General features: G+C 41.7%; 16 protein-coding genes. 9 read left to right on the top strand and 7 right to left on the bottom strand.

All coding sequences use genetic code 11. The features are described 5' to 3' along the window. Positions 1-128 precede the first annotated feature (128 nt). From AAEY78_RS03840 to AAEY78_RS03850, 3 genes are all read left to right on the top strand, one after another. Positions 129-1,058, top strand: a complete 930-nt coding sequence (locus AAEY78_RS03840; protein ID WP_352337467.1) for a LysR substrate-binding domain-containing protein — start codon at positions 129-131, stop codon at positions 1,056-1,058. 413 nt (positions 1,059-1,471) lie between these two features. Further along, positions 1,472-2,491 carry an LLM class flavin-dependent oxidoreductase gene (locus tag AAEY78_RS03845; protein WP_352337469.1) on the top strand — a complete coding sequence of 340 codons (1,020 nt, stop codon included), beginning with the start codon at positions 1,472-1,474 and terminating at the stop codon, positions 2,489-2,491. Positions 2,492-2,536: 45 nt separating this feature from the next. After that, complete coding sequence (locus AAEY78_RS03850; RefSeq protein ID WP_352337471.1) at positions 2,537-2,683, top strand: hypothetical protein; 147 nt, start codon at positions 2,537-2,539, stop codon at positions 2,681-2,683. 127 nt (positions 2,684-2,810) lie between these two features. On the opposite strand, the gene AAEY78_RS03855 is transcribed toward AAEY78_RS03850, so the two are convergent. From AAEY78_RS03855 to ispF, 6 genes are all read right to left on the bottom strand, one after another. Beyond that, a complete protein-coding gene (locus AAEY78_RS03855) occupies positions 2,811-3,875 on the bottom strand; it encodes an ornithine cyclodeaminase family protein (protein ID WP_352337473.1) in 1,065 nt (354 codons plus the stop codon). A 185-nt stretch (positions 3,876-4,060) separates the two neighbouring features. After that, the gene (locus AAEY78_RS03860) at positions 4,061-5,020 is read right to left on the bottom strand and encodes an AEC family transporter (protein WP_352337475.1); all 960 of its coding nucleotides are present in this window, start codon (positions 5,018-5,020) and stop codon (positions 4,061-4,063) included. Positions 5,021-5,175: 155 nt separating this feature from the next. Further along, positions 5,176-7,071, bottom strand: a complete 1,896-nt coding sequence (gene mnmG, locus AAEY78_RS03865; protein WP_352337477.1) for a tRNA uridine-5-carboxymethylaminomethyl(34) synthesis enzyme MnmG — start codon at positions 7,069-7,071, stop codon at positions 5,176-5,178. A 240-nt stretch (positions 7,072-7,311) separates the two neighbouring features. Continuing rightward, entirely contained in the window at positions 7,312-7,833 is a 522-nt protein-coding gene (locus tag AAEY78_RS03870) for a hypothetical protein (protein WP_352337715.1), read from the bottom strand. A gap of 238 nt (positions 7,834-8,071) precedes the next feature. Next, positions 8,072-8,419 carry a Grx4 family monothiol glutaredoxin gene (gene grxD, locus AAEY78_RS03875; protein ID WP_062533107.1) on the bottom strand — a complete coding sequence of 116 codons (348 nt, stop codon included), beginning with the start codon at positions 8,417-8,419 and terminating at the stop codon, positions 8,072-8,074. Between the two features lie 149 nt (positions 8,420-8,568). Next, positions 8,569-9,069 carry a 2-C-methyl-D-erythritol 2,4-cyclodiphosphate synthase gene (ispF, locus tag AAEY78_RS03880; RefSeq protein WP_352337479.1) on the bottom strand — a complete coding sequence of 167 codons (501 nt, stop codon included), beginning with the start codon at positions 9,067-9,069 and terminating at the stop codon, positions 8,569-8,571. A gap of 186 nt (positions 9,070-9,255) precedes the next feature. Here ispF and mnmA point away from each other — a divergent pair, with 186 nt between their 5' ends. The 6 genes from mnmA (at position 9,256) to AAEY78_RS03910 (ending at position 16,958) form a co-directional block, all read left to right on the top strand. After that, positions 9,256-10,482, top strand: a complete 1,227-nt coding sequence (mnmA, locus tag AAEY78_RS03885; RefSeq protein WP_502943641.1) for a tRNA 2-thiouridine(34) synthase MnmA — start codon at positions 9,256-9,258, stop codon at positions 10,480-10,482. An 82-nt stretch (positions 10,483-10,564) separates the two neighbouring features. Beyond that, positions 10,565-12,433 (top strand): hypothetical protein, encoded by a 1,869-nt coding sequence (locus AAEY78_RS03890; RefSeq protein ID WP_352337482.1) that lies wholly within the window; start codon positions 10,565-10,567, stop codon positions 12,431-12,433. Positions 12,434-12,548: 115 nt separating this feature from the next. After that, positions 12,549-13,940, top strand: a complete 1,392-nt coding sequence (purB, locus tag AAEY78_RS03895; RefSeq protein WP_352337483.1) for an adenylosuccinate lyase — start codon at positions 12,549-12,551, stop codon at positions 13,938-13,940. Positions 13,941-14,190: 250 nt separating this feature from the next. Further along, on the top strand, positions 14,191-14,562 hold the full coding sequence (locus AAEY78_RS03900) for an HAD family hydrolase (protein ID WP_352337485.1): 372 nt from the start codon (positions 14,191-14,193) through the stop codon (positions 14,560-14,562). Further along, positions 14,559-16,220 carry a protein kinase family protein gene (locus tag AAEY78_RS03905; RefSeq protein WP_352337486.1) on the top strand — a complete coding sequence of 554 codons (1,662 nt, stop codon included), beginning with the start codon at positions 14,559-14,561 and terminating at the stop codon, positions 16,218-16,220. The genes AAEY78_RS03900 and AAEY78_RS03905 overlap by 4 nt, the downstream gene beginning before the upstream one ends. Next, positions 16,221-16,958: a glycosyltransferase family 2 protein gene (locus tag AAEY78_RS03910; RefSeq protein ID WP_352337487.1), complete on the top strand. Its 738-nt coding sequence runs from the start codon at positions 16,221-16,223 to the stop codon at positions 16,956-16,958. Between the two features lie 141 nt (positions 16,959-17,099). On the opposite strand, the gene AAEY78_RS03915 is transcribed toward AAEY78_RS03910, so the two are convergent. Continuing rightward, complete coding sequence (locus tag AAEY78_RS03915; RefSeq protein WP_352337489.1) at positions 17,100-18,269, bottom strand: WavE lipopolysaccharide synthesis family protein; 1,170 nt, start codon at positions 18,267-18,269, stop codon at positions 17,100-17,102. Positions 18,270-18,357 lie beyond the last annotated feature (88 nt).

The following is an 18,357-nucleotide window of genomic DNA, read 5'->3' on the forward strand; positions in this document are numbered from 1 at the left end:
TTATTATATACAAGAATATTAACTTTAATTTACACTAAGCCTTTAGCGATATCTTGAATTTTCTTGCGGTTATTTTGATTTTTTGTACACATACAACATATATTATTATGATGATTAGGGATTAAGTTATGGCAATTGATGTGGTAGTAAATCAGCGGCATCTACAAATTCAGCTAAAGCAGCTGGAAACCGTGTGGCATACAGTCGTCAACGGCTACAATCTAAGCCAAGCGGCAACGGTTTTGCATACCAGTCAATCGAGCCTCTCAAAACATATAGCCGCGCTTGAAAATCAACTCAAGACGGAAGTATTCGTGCGTCAAGGCAAGCGTTTGACGGGGCTGACCACGATGGGTACTGCCTTAATGCCGCATATCGAATCTATCTTTGCGGAGATTCGTACTATCGAAAATCTTAGCCTTGATTTTAATAATCCTAATATCGGTACGCTAACTATTGCCACCACGCATACTCAAGCACGCTATGTATTGCCGCATGTGGTAAAAGAGTTTAAAGCCCGCTTTCCTAAAGTAAACTTAATCCTGCAGCAAGCAGATCCAGAAACCATTGCCCAAATGGTGATTCGTGGTCAGGCAGATATTGGTATTGCGACCGAGTCATTGTTACATAACAACTATCTGCGCTGTTATCGTTATTATGATTGGACGCACCGTGTTATTGTACCGAGTGACCATGAATTAGCAGGTCTTGAGAGTATTGATTTGCCAACTCTTGCCAGTTATCCCATAGTCACCTATCATGGCGGCTTTACCGGTCGCGGCGCTATAGACAAAGCATTTAGTGATGCCGGTCTTGAGCCTGATATTGTGCTAGCTGCGCTCGATGCGGATGTAATTAGCACTTATGTGGGCTTAGGCTTGGGCATTGGCATTATCGCTGAGATGGCGTTTGAACCCAGTCATTATCATAATTTGACCGCTATCCCAGTCGACCATTTTGGACGTTTTACCAGTTGGATGGCAGTCCGTGATGATGCAGAAATTCGCCAATATGGACGAGCATTTATGGAGCTTTGTCAGAATCAGTTTAGTCAATAAAACTGGCTAAGACGCTAACCATAATACCTTTTACTTAAAAATATAATAGTTTTCAAAATATAGTCGTCGTCGCATAATGACCTCATTACCTAAAATGAGGTCGTTTTTCATTTTGTTCTATAAAAATTCCACAACAGCTCAATGTTTCGTTATTATCTCCAGTTTATTATTCCTTTTACACTTGCCTTTATATTTGAAATAACTGCCCCATTATATAAAGTGCTAAGCGTCTAGCCATTGCGTGATTCGTTACCATACCTCTCTACATATTAACTATTTAGTTGTTGAGTGGTTGGATAATGATGGCGCAAGCTGAAGCTTTTATAACGAAACATTTATAACGAAACATTTATAACGAAACATTTATAACGAAACAATGCTGTCATTAAACATGGCATCCTCATAGGTGATTTATGCGTAATACCATTCCGTTATCCTTTTTAGATCTAGCCCCAGTTCCTACTGGCAAAACTATTGCTGAAGGCATTGCTCAAACCGTTGAGATAGCTAAGCAAGCAGAAAAGATGGGGTTAAATCGTTATTGGATGGCAGAACATCATAATATGGCAGGTATTGCAAGTGCAGCCACCTCCGTATTACTATCGCACATTGGCAGCCAAACGGAGAACATTCGCATTGGTTCAGGTGGTATTATGCTGCCCAATCATGCGCCATTGGTAGTTGCTGAACAATTCGGCACGCTACAGGCATTATATGGCGACCGTATTGATCTGGGAGTTGGACGGGCACCTGGTACAGATGGCGCTACTTTTCAAGCGTTGCGTCGGCAGATGAGTGACGCGGAGCGCTTTCCGCAAGACGTACAAGAATTATTGTATTTGTTAGGTGACAATACGGACAGTAGTGCTGTTCAAGCGTTTCCTGGGGCAAAGTCAAAAGTGCCTGTGTGGATGTTAGGGTCATCATTATTTGGGGCAACGTTAGCTGGGCATTTAGGTCTGCCGTATGTATTTGCCTCTCATTTTTCACCGCAAATGCTGAGCTCTGCTATCACCACTTATCGTGATCACTTTCGCCCTTCTGCTCATTTAGATAAGCCTTATGTGATGCTAGCGGCAAATTTATTGCTTGCTGAAGATGACGAGACGGCAGCATATCATTTTACCTCAGCACAGCAAAGTTTTGTGAATTTGCGCCGTGATGTTCGAGGGCAGATGCCAAAGCCTGTTGCAGATATGGATGCAATATGGAGCTCATCAGAAAAGGCAATGGTGGATAGCGCCTTATCTGTATCTTTTATTGGTGCAGTTGCTACTGTTAAACCTAAGCTTGCTGACTTTATTGCCCAATATGAGCCTGATGAGTTGATTGTTACGGCTAATATTTATGACCAAGCCGCGCGTTTACAATCATTAGAATTAGTACCGCAGTTAAATTTGTTTACTTTACAATCAGATTCAGTGCCAGCATAATTACTGGGTCATCATTCATTGATTCACCTTAGTGAGGTTATTGTTATGGATGCATCTCCTCTTATCGGCACTTCAATATTTTTATATATCCTCGCCTTTATCGCAGTGATGATTATTGCTGCTTATTTTGTTTATCGTACTAGTCCGCGTGGCAGACAGCGCCGTGCAGACAAACGCAATAATCGGCGTTAACCGATGAGTTAACCGATGAGTTAACTGAATATTAAAAAGCACCTGTTTATATAAACAGGTGCTTTTTTTATGGATAAAGTTAAATTTTATTAATAATAAAACCTATATAACAACTAATATCCAACCTTTAGCAAAGTGATGTACCAAGTTTTTGTTTTTGAGCACATTTTGCTATGTATAGTGCTACAGCAGCATCAAAACTTGCTGCACCTACGGATTTAAAAACAGTAATATTAGTTTCAATGTTGGCAGCTTGGGTCTTGGAAGCTTCGGTTTTAGTAAGTTTCCCGGTGACTAAAGCTTGTAAATTGCCACTCAGCTGATCCCATGACCATGTACAGTTAGCAGCTTCGTCAGCTTGGATTAAATCGCCCGCTTCGTGATGACAGCCTGCTAAATCATCAACGACAGTCATACTGCTATTTTCTATAACATCATTACTCACTTCCTTCATTGACGGTAAATACGCGCCAACCGCGTTTATATGGACATCGGTTTTAATTTGGTCAACACTGAATAATCCGTGTGTCGCGCGCGTCGCAAGGTTAATAATATCCGCATTTTTGATAGCGTCGTCAATCTGTGCACAAACCTGAAACTCAACATTCCACTGCGAATAATCACGAGCAAACTGAGCTTTAAACTGCTCTGCCCCTGCTACATTTCTATTCCATAAATAGACCGTTTTTATTGCTGGACGCACGGTCAGTACCGCATGCAGTTGTTCATACGCCATGCCGCCACAGCCAATTACTACCACACTTTGACAATCTACTTTTGCCATATATTTGGTTGCGATACCTGATAATGCCGCCGTACGGACTTGGGTAATATAAACGCCATCCATTACAGCCAGCACTTCACCCGTTGCGTTGTCAGAGACGGTAATAATGGCATTGGTCGTTGGTAAATTACGGCTAGGGTTGTCAGGGCAAATGGTTACCAGCTTTACTGCAGTGTATTCTTGCGCGCCATCATAGATAGTCGCTGGCATAGATAAATGTGAGCCTGCACTGTGTTTGCTAATATTATTATTAATTAGGTCTTCGCTAAAAGTCTCTATGACCAAACGCTCAGGCGATTTAATCCAGCTTGGGTGCTCAGCTTGCAGATGAAGCAAATTCTCAATCGTATCAATAGCTGATTGCATTGTCAGGTGTTCAGTAACGGCTTGTTGGTTTAACCATTGCATGATGATTTTTCCTTTTAGGTTAGCAGACCTCTTAACCAATTAATAATAATAAATATCATGGCTTAATATTTCATATAAGGCAATCAACGTGATTTTAGGAGTTTATCAAAATCGCTCAAATAATTTGATATAAGTCTAATACCGTCATTGGTTAATGTTAAAGATTCTATCTATACAAACGAACTTTACATCAAACCCATACCGCGCAGTAATGCCGCTCCGATTGCCATACCAAATAAACCAAAAACCGTGGTAAATGCCAAAATATTTGCCGCAAGTACCTCGTTACCGCCCATTGCCTTTGCCATGACATAGCTTGCTGCCGCCGTCGGCGCTGCCACCATTAAAAACAGCACGCCCATGTGTATGCCCGTTAAACCAAAAGCAAGCCCAACGCCTATAGCTACCAGTGGCGCAAGCACAATACGCCCAATACTTGCCTGCATAGATAGCCCAGAAGGACTCAACATTGATCTCAAGTCAATACTAGCACCCGCACAAATTAATGCTAGCGGCAATGCTACCGCCGCTAACAAATTCCCTGTGGTCTGAATCACGCCAGTTAAAGGCGGTAATGCCAATGCTTTATACGCAAATGCGCCAATGAGTGCAATCATCAGCGGATTGCTTGCTAGCTTTTTTAGAATCATCAGCGTACGACTGACCCACGTGTCCTCCGCACTTTTGGACACTCGGCTTAGGGTAATGACTGCAAGGATATTAAACAATATCGTCACTACACCCATATAGACCGCGCCAATACTTAAGCCCTGCTCGCCATAGGCATTGGCAACCGTAGCCAGCCCAATAATCGCCATATTACTGCGAAATACGCCTTGAACAAATACGCCTTGATCTGCAGGTTTATCAATAAAGCGACTGGCATACAGCTCTGAGCCAATAAACAAGATAAAGGTGACCGCCACCCCAGCCATGATTAAAATAACTTGCTTGGCGTAATCCACTTCACTATTAATCACACTAAAAAATAATAAGCAGGGTAAGCAATAGTTAAATACGAAACTCGATGCTTGGTCAATAAAGGCTTTGCTGGCTTGTCCATTTTTTTGCATAAAAAAACCCAACGCCATAAGTATCAGGTTGGGCAATATAATCGTAATAGCAAATATAATGGCTGCAATCATGGACAAACTCAGGTCAGCATAATGCCACACTTGTTAAGCATGGCATCATAGTTAATTAAGAAGCAATTCGGGAATAACTGGCTATTAACTCGTTACTAATCAGAAATTAATGTGGGAAAATCAGTACAGATTAAAACGACCAATATTGAAATGAGTTATAACGCTAACGCCGCTTTTGCTTTTTTCTGTTTTTTAACGGTCATGGCTAGAATCTGAATAGCAGCTGGAGTAACACCGCTGACCCGACCCGCTTGCGCTAGGGTTGCTGGACGTACTTGCGCCAGCTTTTGTACCACCTCATTAGACAAGCCGGATACTGCGCTATAATCAAAATCTACCGGTAGCGCGGTATTCTCTAAGCGCTTCATCTGCTCAATATCTTCTTGTTGACGGTCGATATAACCGGCGTATTTAACTGAGATTTCAATCTGCTCGCCTACTAAGGCATCGACTTGAGAGCCCGTAATGGCAGCGATATCAGGAAAGTGAATTTGCGGGCGTTTGAGTAAATCATACGCCGTTGACTCTTTTGACAATACCTCACCGGTTTGCGCGCTCACTTTTGCCCCTAAATCATTGATAGGCGTTGCCCACATGTCTTTTAGGCGTGCTGTTTCTTTAGTAATGGCTTCCATTTTTTCTTGATAAGCCGACCAGCGCACATCATCGACCAAACCAAGCTTACGCCCTGTTTCCGTCAAACGCTGATCGGCATTATCTTCACGTAGCAATAGGCGATATTCGGCGCGGCTGGTAAACATACGATACGGTTCGGTCGTACCATGAGTGATTAAATCATCAACCAACACGCCCAAATATGCCTGATCTCGGCGCGGCGTCCAAATATCAAAGTCACTATTATTAGTGGTAACCAATGCCGCATTGGTTCCAGCAAGTAAACCTTGAACGCCCGCTTCTTCATAGCCGGTTGTACCGTTTATTTGTCCTGCAAAATATAAACGCTCGATAGACTTGGTTTCAAGGGTTGGTTTTAGACTTTGCGGATCAAAATAATCATATTCAATTGCATAACCGGGGCGCGTGATGTGTGCGTTCTCTAACCCTTTCATACTATGAATAAATTCTAACTGCACATCAAACGGCAAACTGGTTGAGATGCCATTAGGATATAATTCGTGCGTGGTCAAGCCTTCTGGCTCAATAAATATTTGATGGCTGTCTTTATCGGCAAAACGATGGATTTTATCTTCAATAGACGGACAATAACGCGGACCTACGCCCTCAATTTTGCCTGAGAACATTGGCGAGCGGTCTAAATTTTCACGGATAATATCATGGGTGCGCGCATTGGTATGGGTGATATAGCAGTTGACCTGCTCAGGATGCATGGACACATCGCCCATATAACTCATGACCGGCAAGGGTGTATCGCCCGGTTGTACGGTCATCACGCTAAAATCAACACTGCGCGCATCGATACGCGCTGGCGTTCCAGTTTTCAGGCGACCAACTGGCAATTTCAATTCACGCAAACGGTCGGCAAGCTTAATAGAAGGTGGATCACCTGCGCGACCACCCTTTGAATTCTCAAGCCCAATATGAATGACACCGCCTAAAAACGTACCCGATGTTAAAATAACGGTTTCAGTTTTAAAGACAATGCCAGTCGCAGTCACCACGCCAGTGGCACGACCGTTTTCCACCAAAATATCATCAGCCGCTTGCTGAAAAATATCAAGATTCGGCTGATTCTCAAGCGTATGGCGTATGGCTGCTTTATATAAAATGCGATCCGCTTGCGCGCGCGTGGCTCGGACGGCTGCACCCTTACGACTGTTCAATACCCGAAACTGAATACCCGATTTATCCGTAGCAAGCGCCATTGCCCCACCAAGCGCATCAATCTCACGTACCAAATGTGACTTACCAATACCACCAATCGCAGGATTACAGCTCATTTGCCCAAGCGTTTCAATATTATGGGTCAAGAGCAAGGTCTGCGCACCCATACGCGCCGCTGCCAGTGCTGCTTCTGTACCAGCATGACCGCCACCGATCACTACCACGTCGTAAATTTTTGGGTATTGCATGTATGCCTCGCTTGACAAATGGTCACGATCGCCTTGCAAGTTATTGATTCGTTAATCATAACTTGCCGCTTCTTCAATCCGCATTGGTCGTCTGTAGAAAATTAATAGCTGGTAATTATAGCAATTTTTGCACGTTTTTTTGAGATGCTTTGCAACTATTTGCAATAACACCCCTCAAATAAACTCTGACCAATAAATAGTAGCCATCATATTTTATAAATTGGACTATGCTAAATAATTTTAACTTAAGGGCACAATTTGATCAGACTGACCACTGCTTAGCATATGTTCGCTACCATGACCCTGTGGATTGGCTTGCAAATAGGTGTCCATTTGCGCAATGGCGTCATTATCATTACTGGCTAAAATTTGTGCTTTAACAGCATCAACTGGCGGCAAAGGCAGATTTTTAAGTAAGGCTAACCGTTGCTGATTATCGCCTTGAGCAATGACCAATTCGACAAGTTGGCGTACATCAATTGGTAAATCTAGCGTACTTTGCGCAAGTAATGCCAAATGATAAGCGCCGGCTGGATCTTGATCCATGATGATGCGCTGCTCAATCGCTAAATAAGTGGCTTCGGTTGCGCCGCCTGCAACACTAAGCAGATGAATGCAGCGCAAAGCAGAATGCGGTTCTGTATTGGCAACGTTTATAATACGCGCAGACTCAGCTTTTAAGCGCTCACGGCGTAACTCAAGTGCCTGTTGTTCACGCTTCTCTTTATTATTCACTTCTTGATTAACTGTTTCTTGGTTCATACTGTTTTGCTCTGCCGTTTGCTGATTCATAGTCTTCTCTTATTATGTCATCGGTGTTTTAGGGTATAAACCTTAAGCACTATATGGGGTAAACGGGAAGAAATACAATAAACAGCTCATATAGCTATCCCAACACAAACCCTAATCTTTCAAATTAACAAAGCCCAAGCAACCATTATGAGGTTACTTGGGCTTTTACAGGTATTGTCTACTACTACATACTTATAAAGATAATGTATTAAGCAGCTGGGCTATTGGCTTCAACCAAAGGCTTTAGCTCGCCTGATTGATACATTTGCAAAATAATGTCAGAGCCGCCCATCAATTCACCATCAATCCATAACTGTGGAAAGGTCGGCCAGTTAGCAATTTTTGGTAACGTCGCACGGATTTCTGGGTTTTCTAAGATATTTACAAACGCGAACGGACGACCGATTTGAGTCAACACTTCGATAGAACGCGCTGAAAAACCACACTGCGGGAACTGCGGCGTGCCTTTCATATATAGAATAACTTTATTGTCACGAATTTGGTCACGAATCAGTTGTTCAACATCGCTAGCTGGGGTTTGGGTTTGCTCAGTCATAAAAACTCCTATTTATTAAAATTTTATCTTAAAAAAGATTGTTCATATTAAATTTGGCATGTTGCTGCTACATGGGGCAATCATTGCCATATTGCAAGCGTTATCAACAGCTATCAACAGCAATTGTGCACACCGATAGGCGATAAAAATTAAACGCCAGACGTATTTGCCAGTAATAATACCACGGCATTTGCCATAATGCCCTCTTGCCGACCTGTAAATCCTAATTTTTCCGTAGTGGTCGCTTTAACGCTAATATTACTAATGTCTGTTTGTAAGTCGCTGGCGATATTATCACGCATGGCTTGATTATAAGGGGCTATTTTTGGACGCTCACACATAATGGTGATATCGGCATTGCCCAGCCTATAACCTGCGGCTTGAACTTTGCCATAAACATAGCGTAATAATACTCGTGAATCCAAACCTGCGTGCGCGGCATCGGTATCAGGAAAATGCTGCCCAATATCACCCATTGCCAGCGCACCGAGTAAGGCATCGGCAAGAGCATGCAATACCACATCCCCATCTGAATGCGCCAGTAAACTGTGCGTATGCTCAATGGGAACGCCTGCCAGCACCACATATTGCTGCTGCTGACCATTATTATGAAAGGCGTGCACGTCGATACCTTGACCAATTTTTATCATAATTATTCCAAAGCTTATTAAGGATAAAATACAGAGATAATTTAACGTATAGAACGATATTTCTAAAAGCTATCAATACTCATTATTTAAAATTTTATAGCCGAATAGCTGGGCAGCTCGCCACCCGTTTCAATTAGCTGTTATAATATGACGCTTATTTTACCATAAGTAGTTGAGCGCTTTGTTATGTTAGCTATGTCCGATACATCCGCCACCCAAGTTCCAAATTCTGTCAGCGCCCAGCGAGCCTTGACCCTCTCTGATATTGAAAACCCTACGACCACGCGAGTGATTGTTGGGATGTCAGGCGGTGTCGACTCTTCTGTCTCTGCTGTGTTGCTCCAGCAGGCAGGCTTTATTGTCGAAGGTCTGTTTATGAAGAATTGGGAAGAAGATGACGGCACTGAATACTGCACGGCAATGGACGACTTAGCGGACGCGCAAGCGGTGTGCGATAAAATTGGCATAAAATTACATACTGCTAACTTTGCCATGGAATATTGGGATCGTGTCTTTGAGCATTTTTTAGCGGAATATAAAGCTGGACGCACGCCCAATCCCGATATTTTATGTAATAAAGAAATTAAGTTTAAAGCCTTTTTAGATTACGCATTGACCCTTGGTGCTGATTATATCGCTACTGGTCACTATACGCGTCGTAGCGTCAATTATAAAAATAACGATGGCGTTGAAGTTGCGCAATTATTACGTGGTCTGGATAACAATAAAGACCAAAGTTATTTCTTACATGCGGTTGGCGGAGACAAAATCGCTAAAACGTTATTTCCAGTGGGTGAGCTTGAAAAACCGTTAGTGCGTCAAATTGCGGAAGAACATGATTTAATTACCGCCAATAAAAAGGACTCAACCGGTATTTGCTTTATTGGTGAGCGACGTTTTAAAGACTTTTTACAACAATACTTGCCAGCACAAAAAGGCGATATCGTCACGGATGATGGTCACATCATTGGTAAACATGACGGGCTGATGTATTACACCTTAGGTCAGCGCGGCGGTATCGGTATTGGCGGCGTCAAAGACCGCCCTGAAGAACCATGGTTTGTACTCGCCAAAGATTTGGATAACAATCGTCTAATCGTCGGTCAAGGTCACGAACATCCGATGATGCTCAGTAATGAGTTGCACGCTTATAAATTAGATTGGGTCGACGGTTTACCGCCTACGGATATTTTCACTCCTACTGGTTTACGCTGTATGGCAAAATCTCGCTATCGTCAGCCGGACCAAGCTTGCCGTGTATTTGCACTAAAAGATGACGGTAGTGAAGTACGAGTGGTATTTGATAAACGACAACGTGCGGTCACACCTGGGCAGTCAGCGGTATTTTATATTAATGAAGTCTGTTTGGGCGGCGGCGTAATTGCGTCTATTGATGCGCCTTGCGGGTTTTAATATGAGTTAGGCTTATAGTTTTGATTAGCTAATACCCTCTGATAAAACGAACCTTACCTTCATTACTCTTGTAGGATTTTACATGTTGGATCACTTGCTGACTGTACCCAATACTGATAGTACACGCCCAACATGGACCATGCCTGCTATGCTCTTTGTACTTCTAATGACACCTTTAGGAGCATATGCCATCCCAAGTAATATGGGCAGTTTTAATATTACCAGCCAAAATATTGCAACAGGGTCTGCCTCAGGTAATTATACTGCTGCCCGTAGTGACGGCAGTGCGGGTGCGACGGGTACTTTTAGCATAACGCGGCAGGAGACCAATGGCTATAACGGTGTTGAGTTTGCAGATGGCAATAATGGTATCATGATTTTAAACAAATCAAAGCAAGGGACTACTGCTGATGACAGAGATAAATTCATTTATACCATTACCTTAACCCCTACAAACGACCTCTCGATACATACCATTAAAATTGGTCAAACCAGTTATGCCACGGGTGGTAACTCAGAAGTGGCACGGCAAACCCTAAGCTACACGGCAAACCCTAATAACAATATAACGGCGCTTGCCACTATTAGAGACAATCCTAGCGTCAATTATTTTTATAACGGCATGGGTGACTATTTTATGGGCACTAGGCTTAACTCTACTCAATTGAATTCACAAAATGCCGTCTCAAATCCGCAGCTACGTGTTGATAGCTCGAATGCTAGTGGTAGTGGTTTGTATTATTATAATATTCCAAGTCTTGCAGGAAGTGGCACTCAAAACCCATACTCTCCTATTGTGAATAGAAAAACCAATGAGGTAAGTCTCAATTCATCTAATGGGATACTACCCCCTACGCCAACATTTGAAAACATCATTAAAAGTATAAACAATGCCAGCACCTATTCTGCATTAGCAAATAATTATACGATACCTAATGGTGGCACGTATGTGAGCTACGGTATCGAAAACTCAGTGAGTAATTATATCATCGCTGTAAAAAACGCCAATACTGTAACCTTGACTTACGAAGGTATCATGAATGGTAATATTGCCGTAGCTGCGCCTGTTATTGGTGAAACCTTTAACGAATGGATAAGCTTTGGGGTTGAGAGTGAGCCTTTTTATTACCTTTTTTCAGGTACAGTATTCAATGATAATGGTGGCATTAACGACGCGCAAGCCAATGCCAATAACGCCACCTTGACGAGCGGCGCTTATAACAATGCCTTGTATTTTAACGGCTTATTAGACACTGTTGAGACAGGCATCGGCGGCAGTACGGTTAAATTAATGGACAGCTGCACCAATCCAACCGTTACCTATGCCACCCAAACCGTAACCGCCAGTGGTAGCAATATAGGTAAGTATCAACTTAAGCTGCCAATCACAGCGCTCAGCGGCAAAAGTTCTGTCTGTCTGGTGGAAGAAAGAGCCAGCAACAGTTATCCAATTCGAACCACGAATGACAAAAAAAGTGTCACTTTAACTGCCAATAGCTACGATTATCCCAATCATAATTTTGGTCGCTTAATCAGCGAGCATGTCGCCTTAGTATTAGAGAAAGAGCAGGCAGCAAACGACTGCACCTTTAACGACTTTACCCAGCTGGCGTATAGTAAAAATGCGCTGAGCAGTTCTGAGACCGGTGCGGGCGCTGATATAAAGCCCGGTCAATGTATTGCTTATAAAATCACTGCCACCAATCGCGCCAATCTTGATATTAATAACTTTATTATGCAAGATGTGCTGCAGAAAAAAGACCCCAATAATCCTGCTGCACCTAAGATTACCTCTGTGCTTGCCAATCCTGCACGCACAGCAGGCGAATATAACGATGGACTAAAATCAGGTGACAATGGCATCGTAAAAACTGTACCTATGCTCTTAAACAAAAGAAGCAAGCGCGCTTTTTTCTTCAACACTCAGTATGGCTCTACTCAATCTAATTAAAGTAAAACTTAGTAGCACATGCTGCCATTTAATAAATTCTTTATTGTTACGCTATGATTTTTTGACCTCTTTCCACCCCTGAACGCTCACTTTTTACATTACTTGAGGTATCTTTATGAATCTACTTACCGCCCTATCGCCAATCGACGGTCGCTATGCATCTAAAGCCGACAGCCTGCGCCCTTATTTGTCTGAATTTGGTCTGATTAAAGCCCGCGTTACCGTTGAGATTCGTTGGTTACAATCATTGGCGGAAAATAACGCGATTGGTGAATTGGCAGCATTCGATACCGATACCAATGCTTTTTTAAATAGTATTGTTGATAACTTTAGCGAAGCCGATGCGCAAGCTATTAAAGACATCGAAGCGACTACTAATCATGATGTAAAAGCGGTTGAATACTTTATCAAAGACAAATTTCGTGGTCATGCAGCCCTCGAAAATTCATTAGAATTTATCCACTTTGCTTGTACCAGTGAAGATATTAATAACCTATCATATGCGTTAATGCTTAAAGACAGCCGCGAAATCGTCGTTGCCAAAATGCAAGAAGTGACGAATAGTATTGTTGATTTGGCGATTGCCCACGCTGACCAACCGATGTTATCCCGTACCCATGGTCAAACCGCTAGCCCAACGACGTTAGGTAAAGAGATGGCAAACGTCGCTTATCGTCTAGCGCGTCAAATTAAGCAAGTAGGTCAAGTTGAGCTATTAGGCAAAATCAATGGCGCGGTTGGTAATTATAACGCCCATTATGCTTCATACCCTGATGTTGATTGGCAGACTCATGCTGAAAAATTCATTGATGAGCGTTTAGAGTTGACCTTTAACCCGTACACCACGCAAATTGAGCCACACGATTATATCGCTGAATTATTCGATGTGGTAAAACGCTTTAATACCATCCTAATCGATTTTAACCGTGATATTTGGCAATATATTAGCTTAGGCTATTTTAAACAACGCCTCAAAGAAGGTGAAGTTGGCTCATCAACGATGCCGCATAAAGTAAACCCGATTGACTTTGAAAACTCTGAAGGTAACTTAGGCGTCGCTAATGCCATGCTTGCTCATTTAGGTGAAAAGCTACCAATCTCACGTATGCAACGCGATTTGTCAGACTCTACCGTATTGCGTAATATCGGTGTTGGTCTGGCGCAAAGCATGATTGCTTATGACGCCTGTTTAAAAGGTGTCGGCAAACTTGAGTTAAACGCTCAGCGTTTAAATGATGACTTAGACAATGCTCAAGAAGTATTGGCAGAGCCGATTCAAACCGTGATGCGCCGCTATCGTGTCGAAAATCCGTACGAGAAACTAAAAGCATTAACCCGTGGCAACGCCATGACGCGTGAAGCGATGCTTACTTTTGTTGATAGCGATGAACTATCAGCAGTTAGTGAAAGTGATAAAAATAGCTTGCGCGAAATGACGCCAGCCACTTATATCGGTAATGCAGCTGAACAAGCGTTCAGTATTAAAGAATGGATTGCTAAGATTTAATCTTCCAGATTTTACTTTTCTTATAGATCGTCCAAAAAAAATCATGGCACCTACTTAGGTGTCATTTTTTTGTCTAATTTTAATGACTGTAAGTAACATCCTGTAAGCCTAGCTTTCTATATTAGAACAACAATACTACGATTGGTTTTGCCTCTACCTTTATGATAACTAAGCCATTACTTTCTAATAATGGTCAGAATACATACTAATAATATTACTGAATTAGACCATATTGGTAAGAAAACTATTTATGAAACGACTTATTTTCGATATAGACAATACCTTGTGTCGTACTCAAAATGGCGACTATAAAAACGCACAACCCATGCTAGATATGATTGCGAAATTGCGTGATTATCATCGTCAGGGATTTACTATTGTGCTACATACTAGCCGTAATATGCGCACTTTTGCTGGGAATATTGGTGAGATTAATAAAAATACCTTACCTATCATTATTGATTGGCTTGCCAGACATGAAGTGCCTTATGATGAGATTTATGTTGGTAAACCGTGGTGCGGGTTTGAAGGTTTTTATATAGATGACAAAGCCATTCGACCTGATGAATTTTTAAACCTATCCTACGCGGAAATTCGCGCTTTACTGAGGATGGCGCCATGATTATTATTCATTCATCAAATTTTGTGAATGCCGAGTTTGAAGCAGAGATTGGTCTCATTCCGCCATGCATGTTACCGATTGGCAATAAAAAAATGCTTGAGCTACAAGTGAGCCATTTTCGTAATTATTTTCCTGATGAAAAAATTATTATTACTTTACCAAAGAGTTATCAGCTCACCATTAATGAGCAAGCCGTTATCAGTAGCCTCGGCATTAGCGTGCAGCGTATTTGCGATAAAGTGAGCTTTGCTGAGGCAATGTTATATGTTTTAAATATCGAAATTGAGCATCCTACTGAGCAGATTCGGATTTTGCAAGGTGATCGTTTATTAAAGGATATTCCACTTAACGCTGACTGTATTGCGATTGCAGATCAATGCCGGCAAGGTGATTGGTACGATCGTTATCAGCGCCAAGACAATGAGTCACGCTGGCTTGGCTATTTTGCATTTTCATCCAAAGCCAATCTCGTTCAGGCGTTGGCGCTCTCGACCAATAGCTTTCCAGCTGCGGTCGCTCATTATCAAAAACGCGTGGTCATGGATAGAGCGCAGCCGACAGAGTGGTATAATTGCAGCCACTTTAACAGCTATTTTGACGCCCGCTCTAGCATCACGACTCAACGCTCGTTTAATGCCTTGGTGATTGAAGCGGGTGTGGTAACCAAAAGCAGCGATGATGATGTCAAAATACAAGCTGAAATATATTGGTTCTCCCACTTGCCAGCAGCACTCAAACGTTTCACGCCACAATTTATTGGTAGCGGGCGCTTGCAAGATGGTATGACTACTTATTATTGCTTGGAGTTTTTACCGCTACTACCTTTAAATGAGCTGTATGTTCATGGACGCAATCCAACTTGGTTTTGGCATCACATCTTTAATTTGGTTAAAGATTACTTTGAACATGCTACTCATAAAGACCATTTGGTGCACTTTGAGCCATGTAAGATTGAAGCATGCCGCGATGATTTATACCGTAAAAAGACATTGGGGCGCTTAGCTGCTTATCAAGAATCCAGCCAAATCGACTTACATGCGCCTATTATTTATCAAGGGGCAGCACTGGGCTCTATATTAGATATTACCAATGACTGTATCGAGCAAACTCGCAAGCTGCCCAGCCGCGCTATGATTATGCATGGCGATTTTTGCTTTAGTAATATATTGTTCGACTCACGAGCGCGCCGACTCAAACTGATTGACCCACGCGGTATCGATTGCCATTATAATTTTAGTATATATGGCGATATAACCTATGATTTAGCCAAGCTTACTCATTCCGTCATTGGGATGTATGACTTTATCATCGCTGGTCGCTTTGAGATTTTGCCAGACACTCACAGTAGTACGGGGCAGATTATTCATTTTGATAGGGATGAGCGCTTAGAGCGTATTCAAGCAGATTTTTTACAGTTTTGCTTTGTCGATGAGATATCCATAAGCGATATTATACCTGCCGTGGTACTGCTTTTCTTATCAATGTTGCCGCTACATGCAGACAGACCCGATCGGCAACAGGCTATGCTGCTTAACGCCTTTAGGTTGTATCAGCAACATGTGCATAAGCCAATTATTCACTCACAAACTAATAGTAACGTCAAAAATAACGTGGCACCTGATGACCACTTTTATAGCCATGATGTGCTGGAGGGTTAAATGATTGTTATTCCAATGGCAGGGCTGAGCAGTCGATTTTTTAAAGCAGGCTTTGATGTGCCTAAGTATCAGCTAAAAGTCGATAATGACTATGTGTTTGATTTAGCCATTAAGTCTTTTGAGCGTTATTTTGATAATGAGCTATTTGTGATTGTATTGCGTGACTGCTTTGATGCCAAAGCATTTGTAGAATCGCGTCTACGCATGCTTGGCGTGCAGCAGTATATAATAAAAGTCTTGGATTTTGAGACCCAAGGTCAAGCGGAAACTGTGCTGCTTGGCATCGAAACACCTGATATTAGTAATGATGAGCCATTGTTCATTTTTAACATTGACACCTTTCGTTATAATTTTACTAAGCCCGACTTTCTCAATGACTGTGCTGGATATTTGGAAGTGTTTCGCGGTGAAGGCGAGCATTGGTCATTTATCGAAGTTGATGCTCAGGATAACGTGATTCGTACCACTGAAAAGCAGCGTATCTCAGACTTATGTAGTGACGGTCTGTATTATTTTGCCAGTAAAGGTCTCTATATCTCCTTACTCACAGATGCTAAAACCCAAAATCTAAAGGTGAATAATGAGCTATACATTGCCCCTATTTATAATCTACTTATCCAACAAGGAAAATCAGTACGTTATCACTGTATCACAGATGATGAGATTGACTTTTGTGGTACACCCGACGAATATAGTGCTTTACTTAAAAAAGGTATTAAACCGCATTATTTAAAATAATCTAGCCTAAAAAATCGAATAATGAATACCAAAAACCATTAGAAATTATAAGAATTAATTTAAAAAAGCAGCCTATTTATAAGCTGCTTTTTTATTAAAATACTATTTACAATGCTTCAATACAGGATTTAAATCTAGGTTCTAAGGATAAATACGGCTCATTGTTAATTGATCTGCAGCAACCCTATCAGCACTCTCCCTTTTTAATGTCTGTCGTTGGTCAGCAGCATTTAATAACGCTTGATTTGGCGAGTTAATACGCCAATGATCATTAAATAAGCGATACCAATCTTCATGATTGACACAGTTAAGTGCCATAAAGTCATCATTTTTTACCCAATCATATTTCGGGAAACTCAGACCAAATTGTGCAAGGTCTAAAACGATAAAATGTTCTGCTAAAAAGCGCTGATGACCCTCTAAAATATCCTTATCGATGTCATTATATTGACTTGGCACAGGATAGCCGCGCGCTTTAGCATACTTAATGGCAATGTGTTGCTCAACAGCAAGACGCGTGCGGAACTGGTTATCTGAAAAAACAGCGTCATCATTTTGATCATGATTTTCAAAATAAGTAGCATTTTTTTTACGCATTGATTTGACAGACCAATATTCTTGCAACGTTTTTCGACGACCGAACTGTACCCAGTCGCTGATATGATATGCCATGTGCTCATAAACGCTGGGATCAATGGTAAAAAAGCTCGTCACCGCAATGGGCGCGTACTTTTTATTTCTTTTACCTGATTGATTATTGTTGACTGGTTGGTTACTAGAAGAGGTTAATAATTTTGATGTCTTTGTTGAAGATTTTGAAGGCTTCTTTAAAGATTCTGAAAGTTTATCTTTATTTTTACCACTTAAAGTTTCGCTTTCTGACTGCGGCGCACCGCGCTGAACTGCCTGAAGATACTCGTCATAAAGACGCAATAAATTTGCACTGGTCAAGAAGCTGTCTGTCCGAAGTTTTAGGGCGTATTTAGTGTTAACCAATGCCATGCCAGCAGACGTTGAAGCAATTTGTCTATTAACATTATTGGCGGTATCATAACCAAACTTGATGTTAGGCAGCCCACCTGGATCTGGATTCAAGATAAGCTTATCAACACCAAGTTTGGCAGCCGTATTATATTCAGGTGGAAATTCAAAGCTATTCCAAGTAGATAAAACGATTTTGGCTTTTGGCAACGCGGCTTTGGTTTGCGCCAGATTATAACAAAAATCTGTGCCATCGGTGGCACCTGAGCCAAGTTTATCAGGGTCAATATATCCTTGAAATACCACGGTTATTTTCTTACTCTTAATCATGATTGTCCTTAAAATTTTTGATGACCAGCCTAATATGTTATCAAAAACAATGTGAACATTTGTAGCAAATTACCGTTGATTAGTCGAC

Origin of the sequence: Psychrobacter sp. 16-MNA-CIBAN-0192 (assembly GCF_040309565.1) — a bacterium.
GTDB lineage: Bacteria > Pseudomonadota > Gammaproteobacteria > Pseudomonadales > Moraxellaceae > Psychrobacter.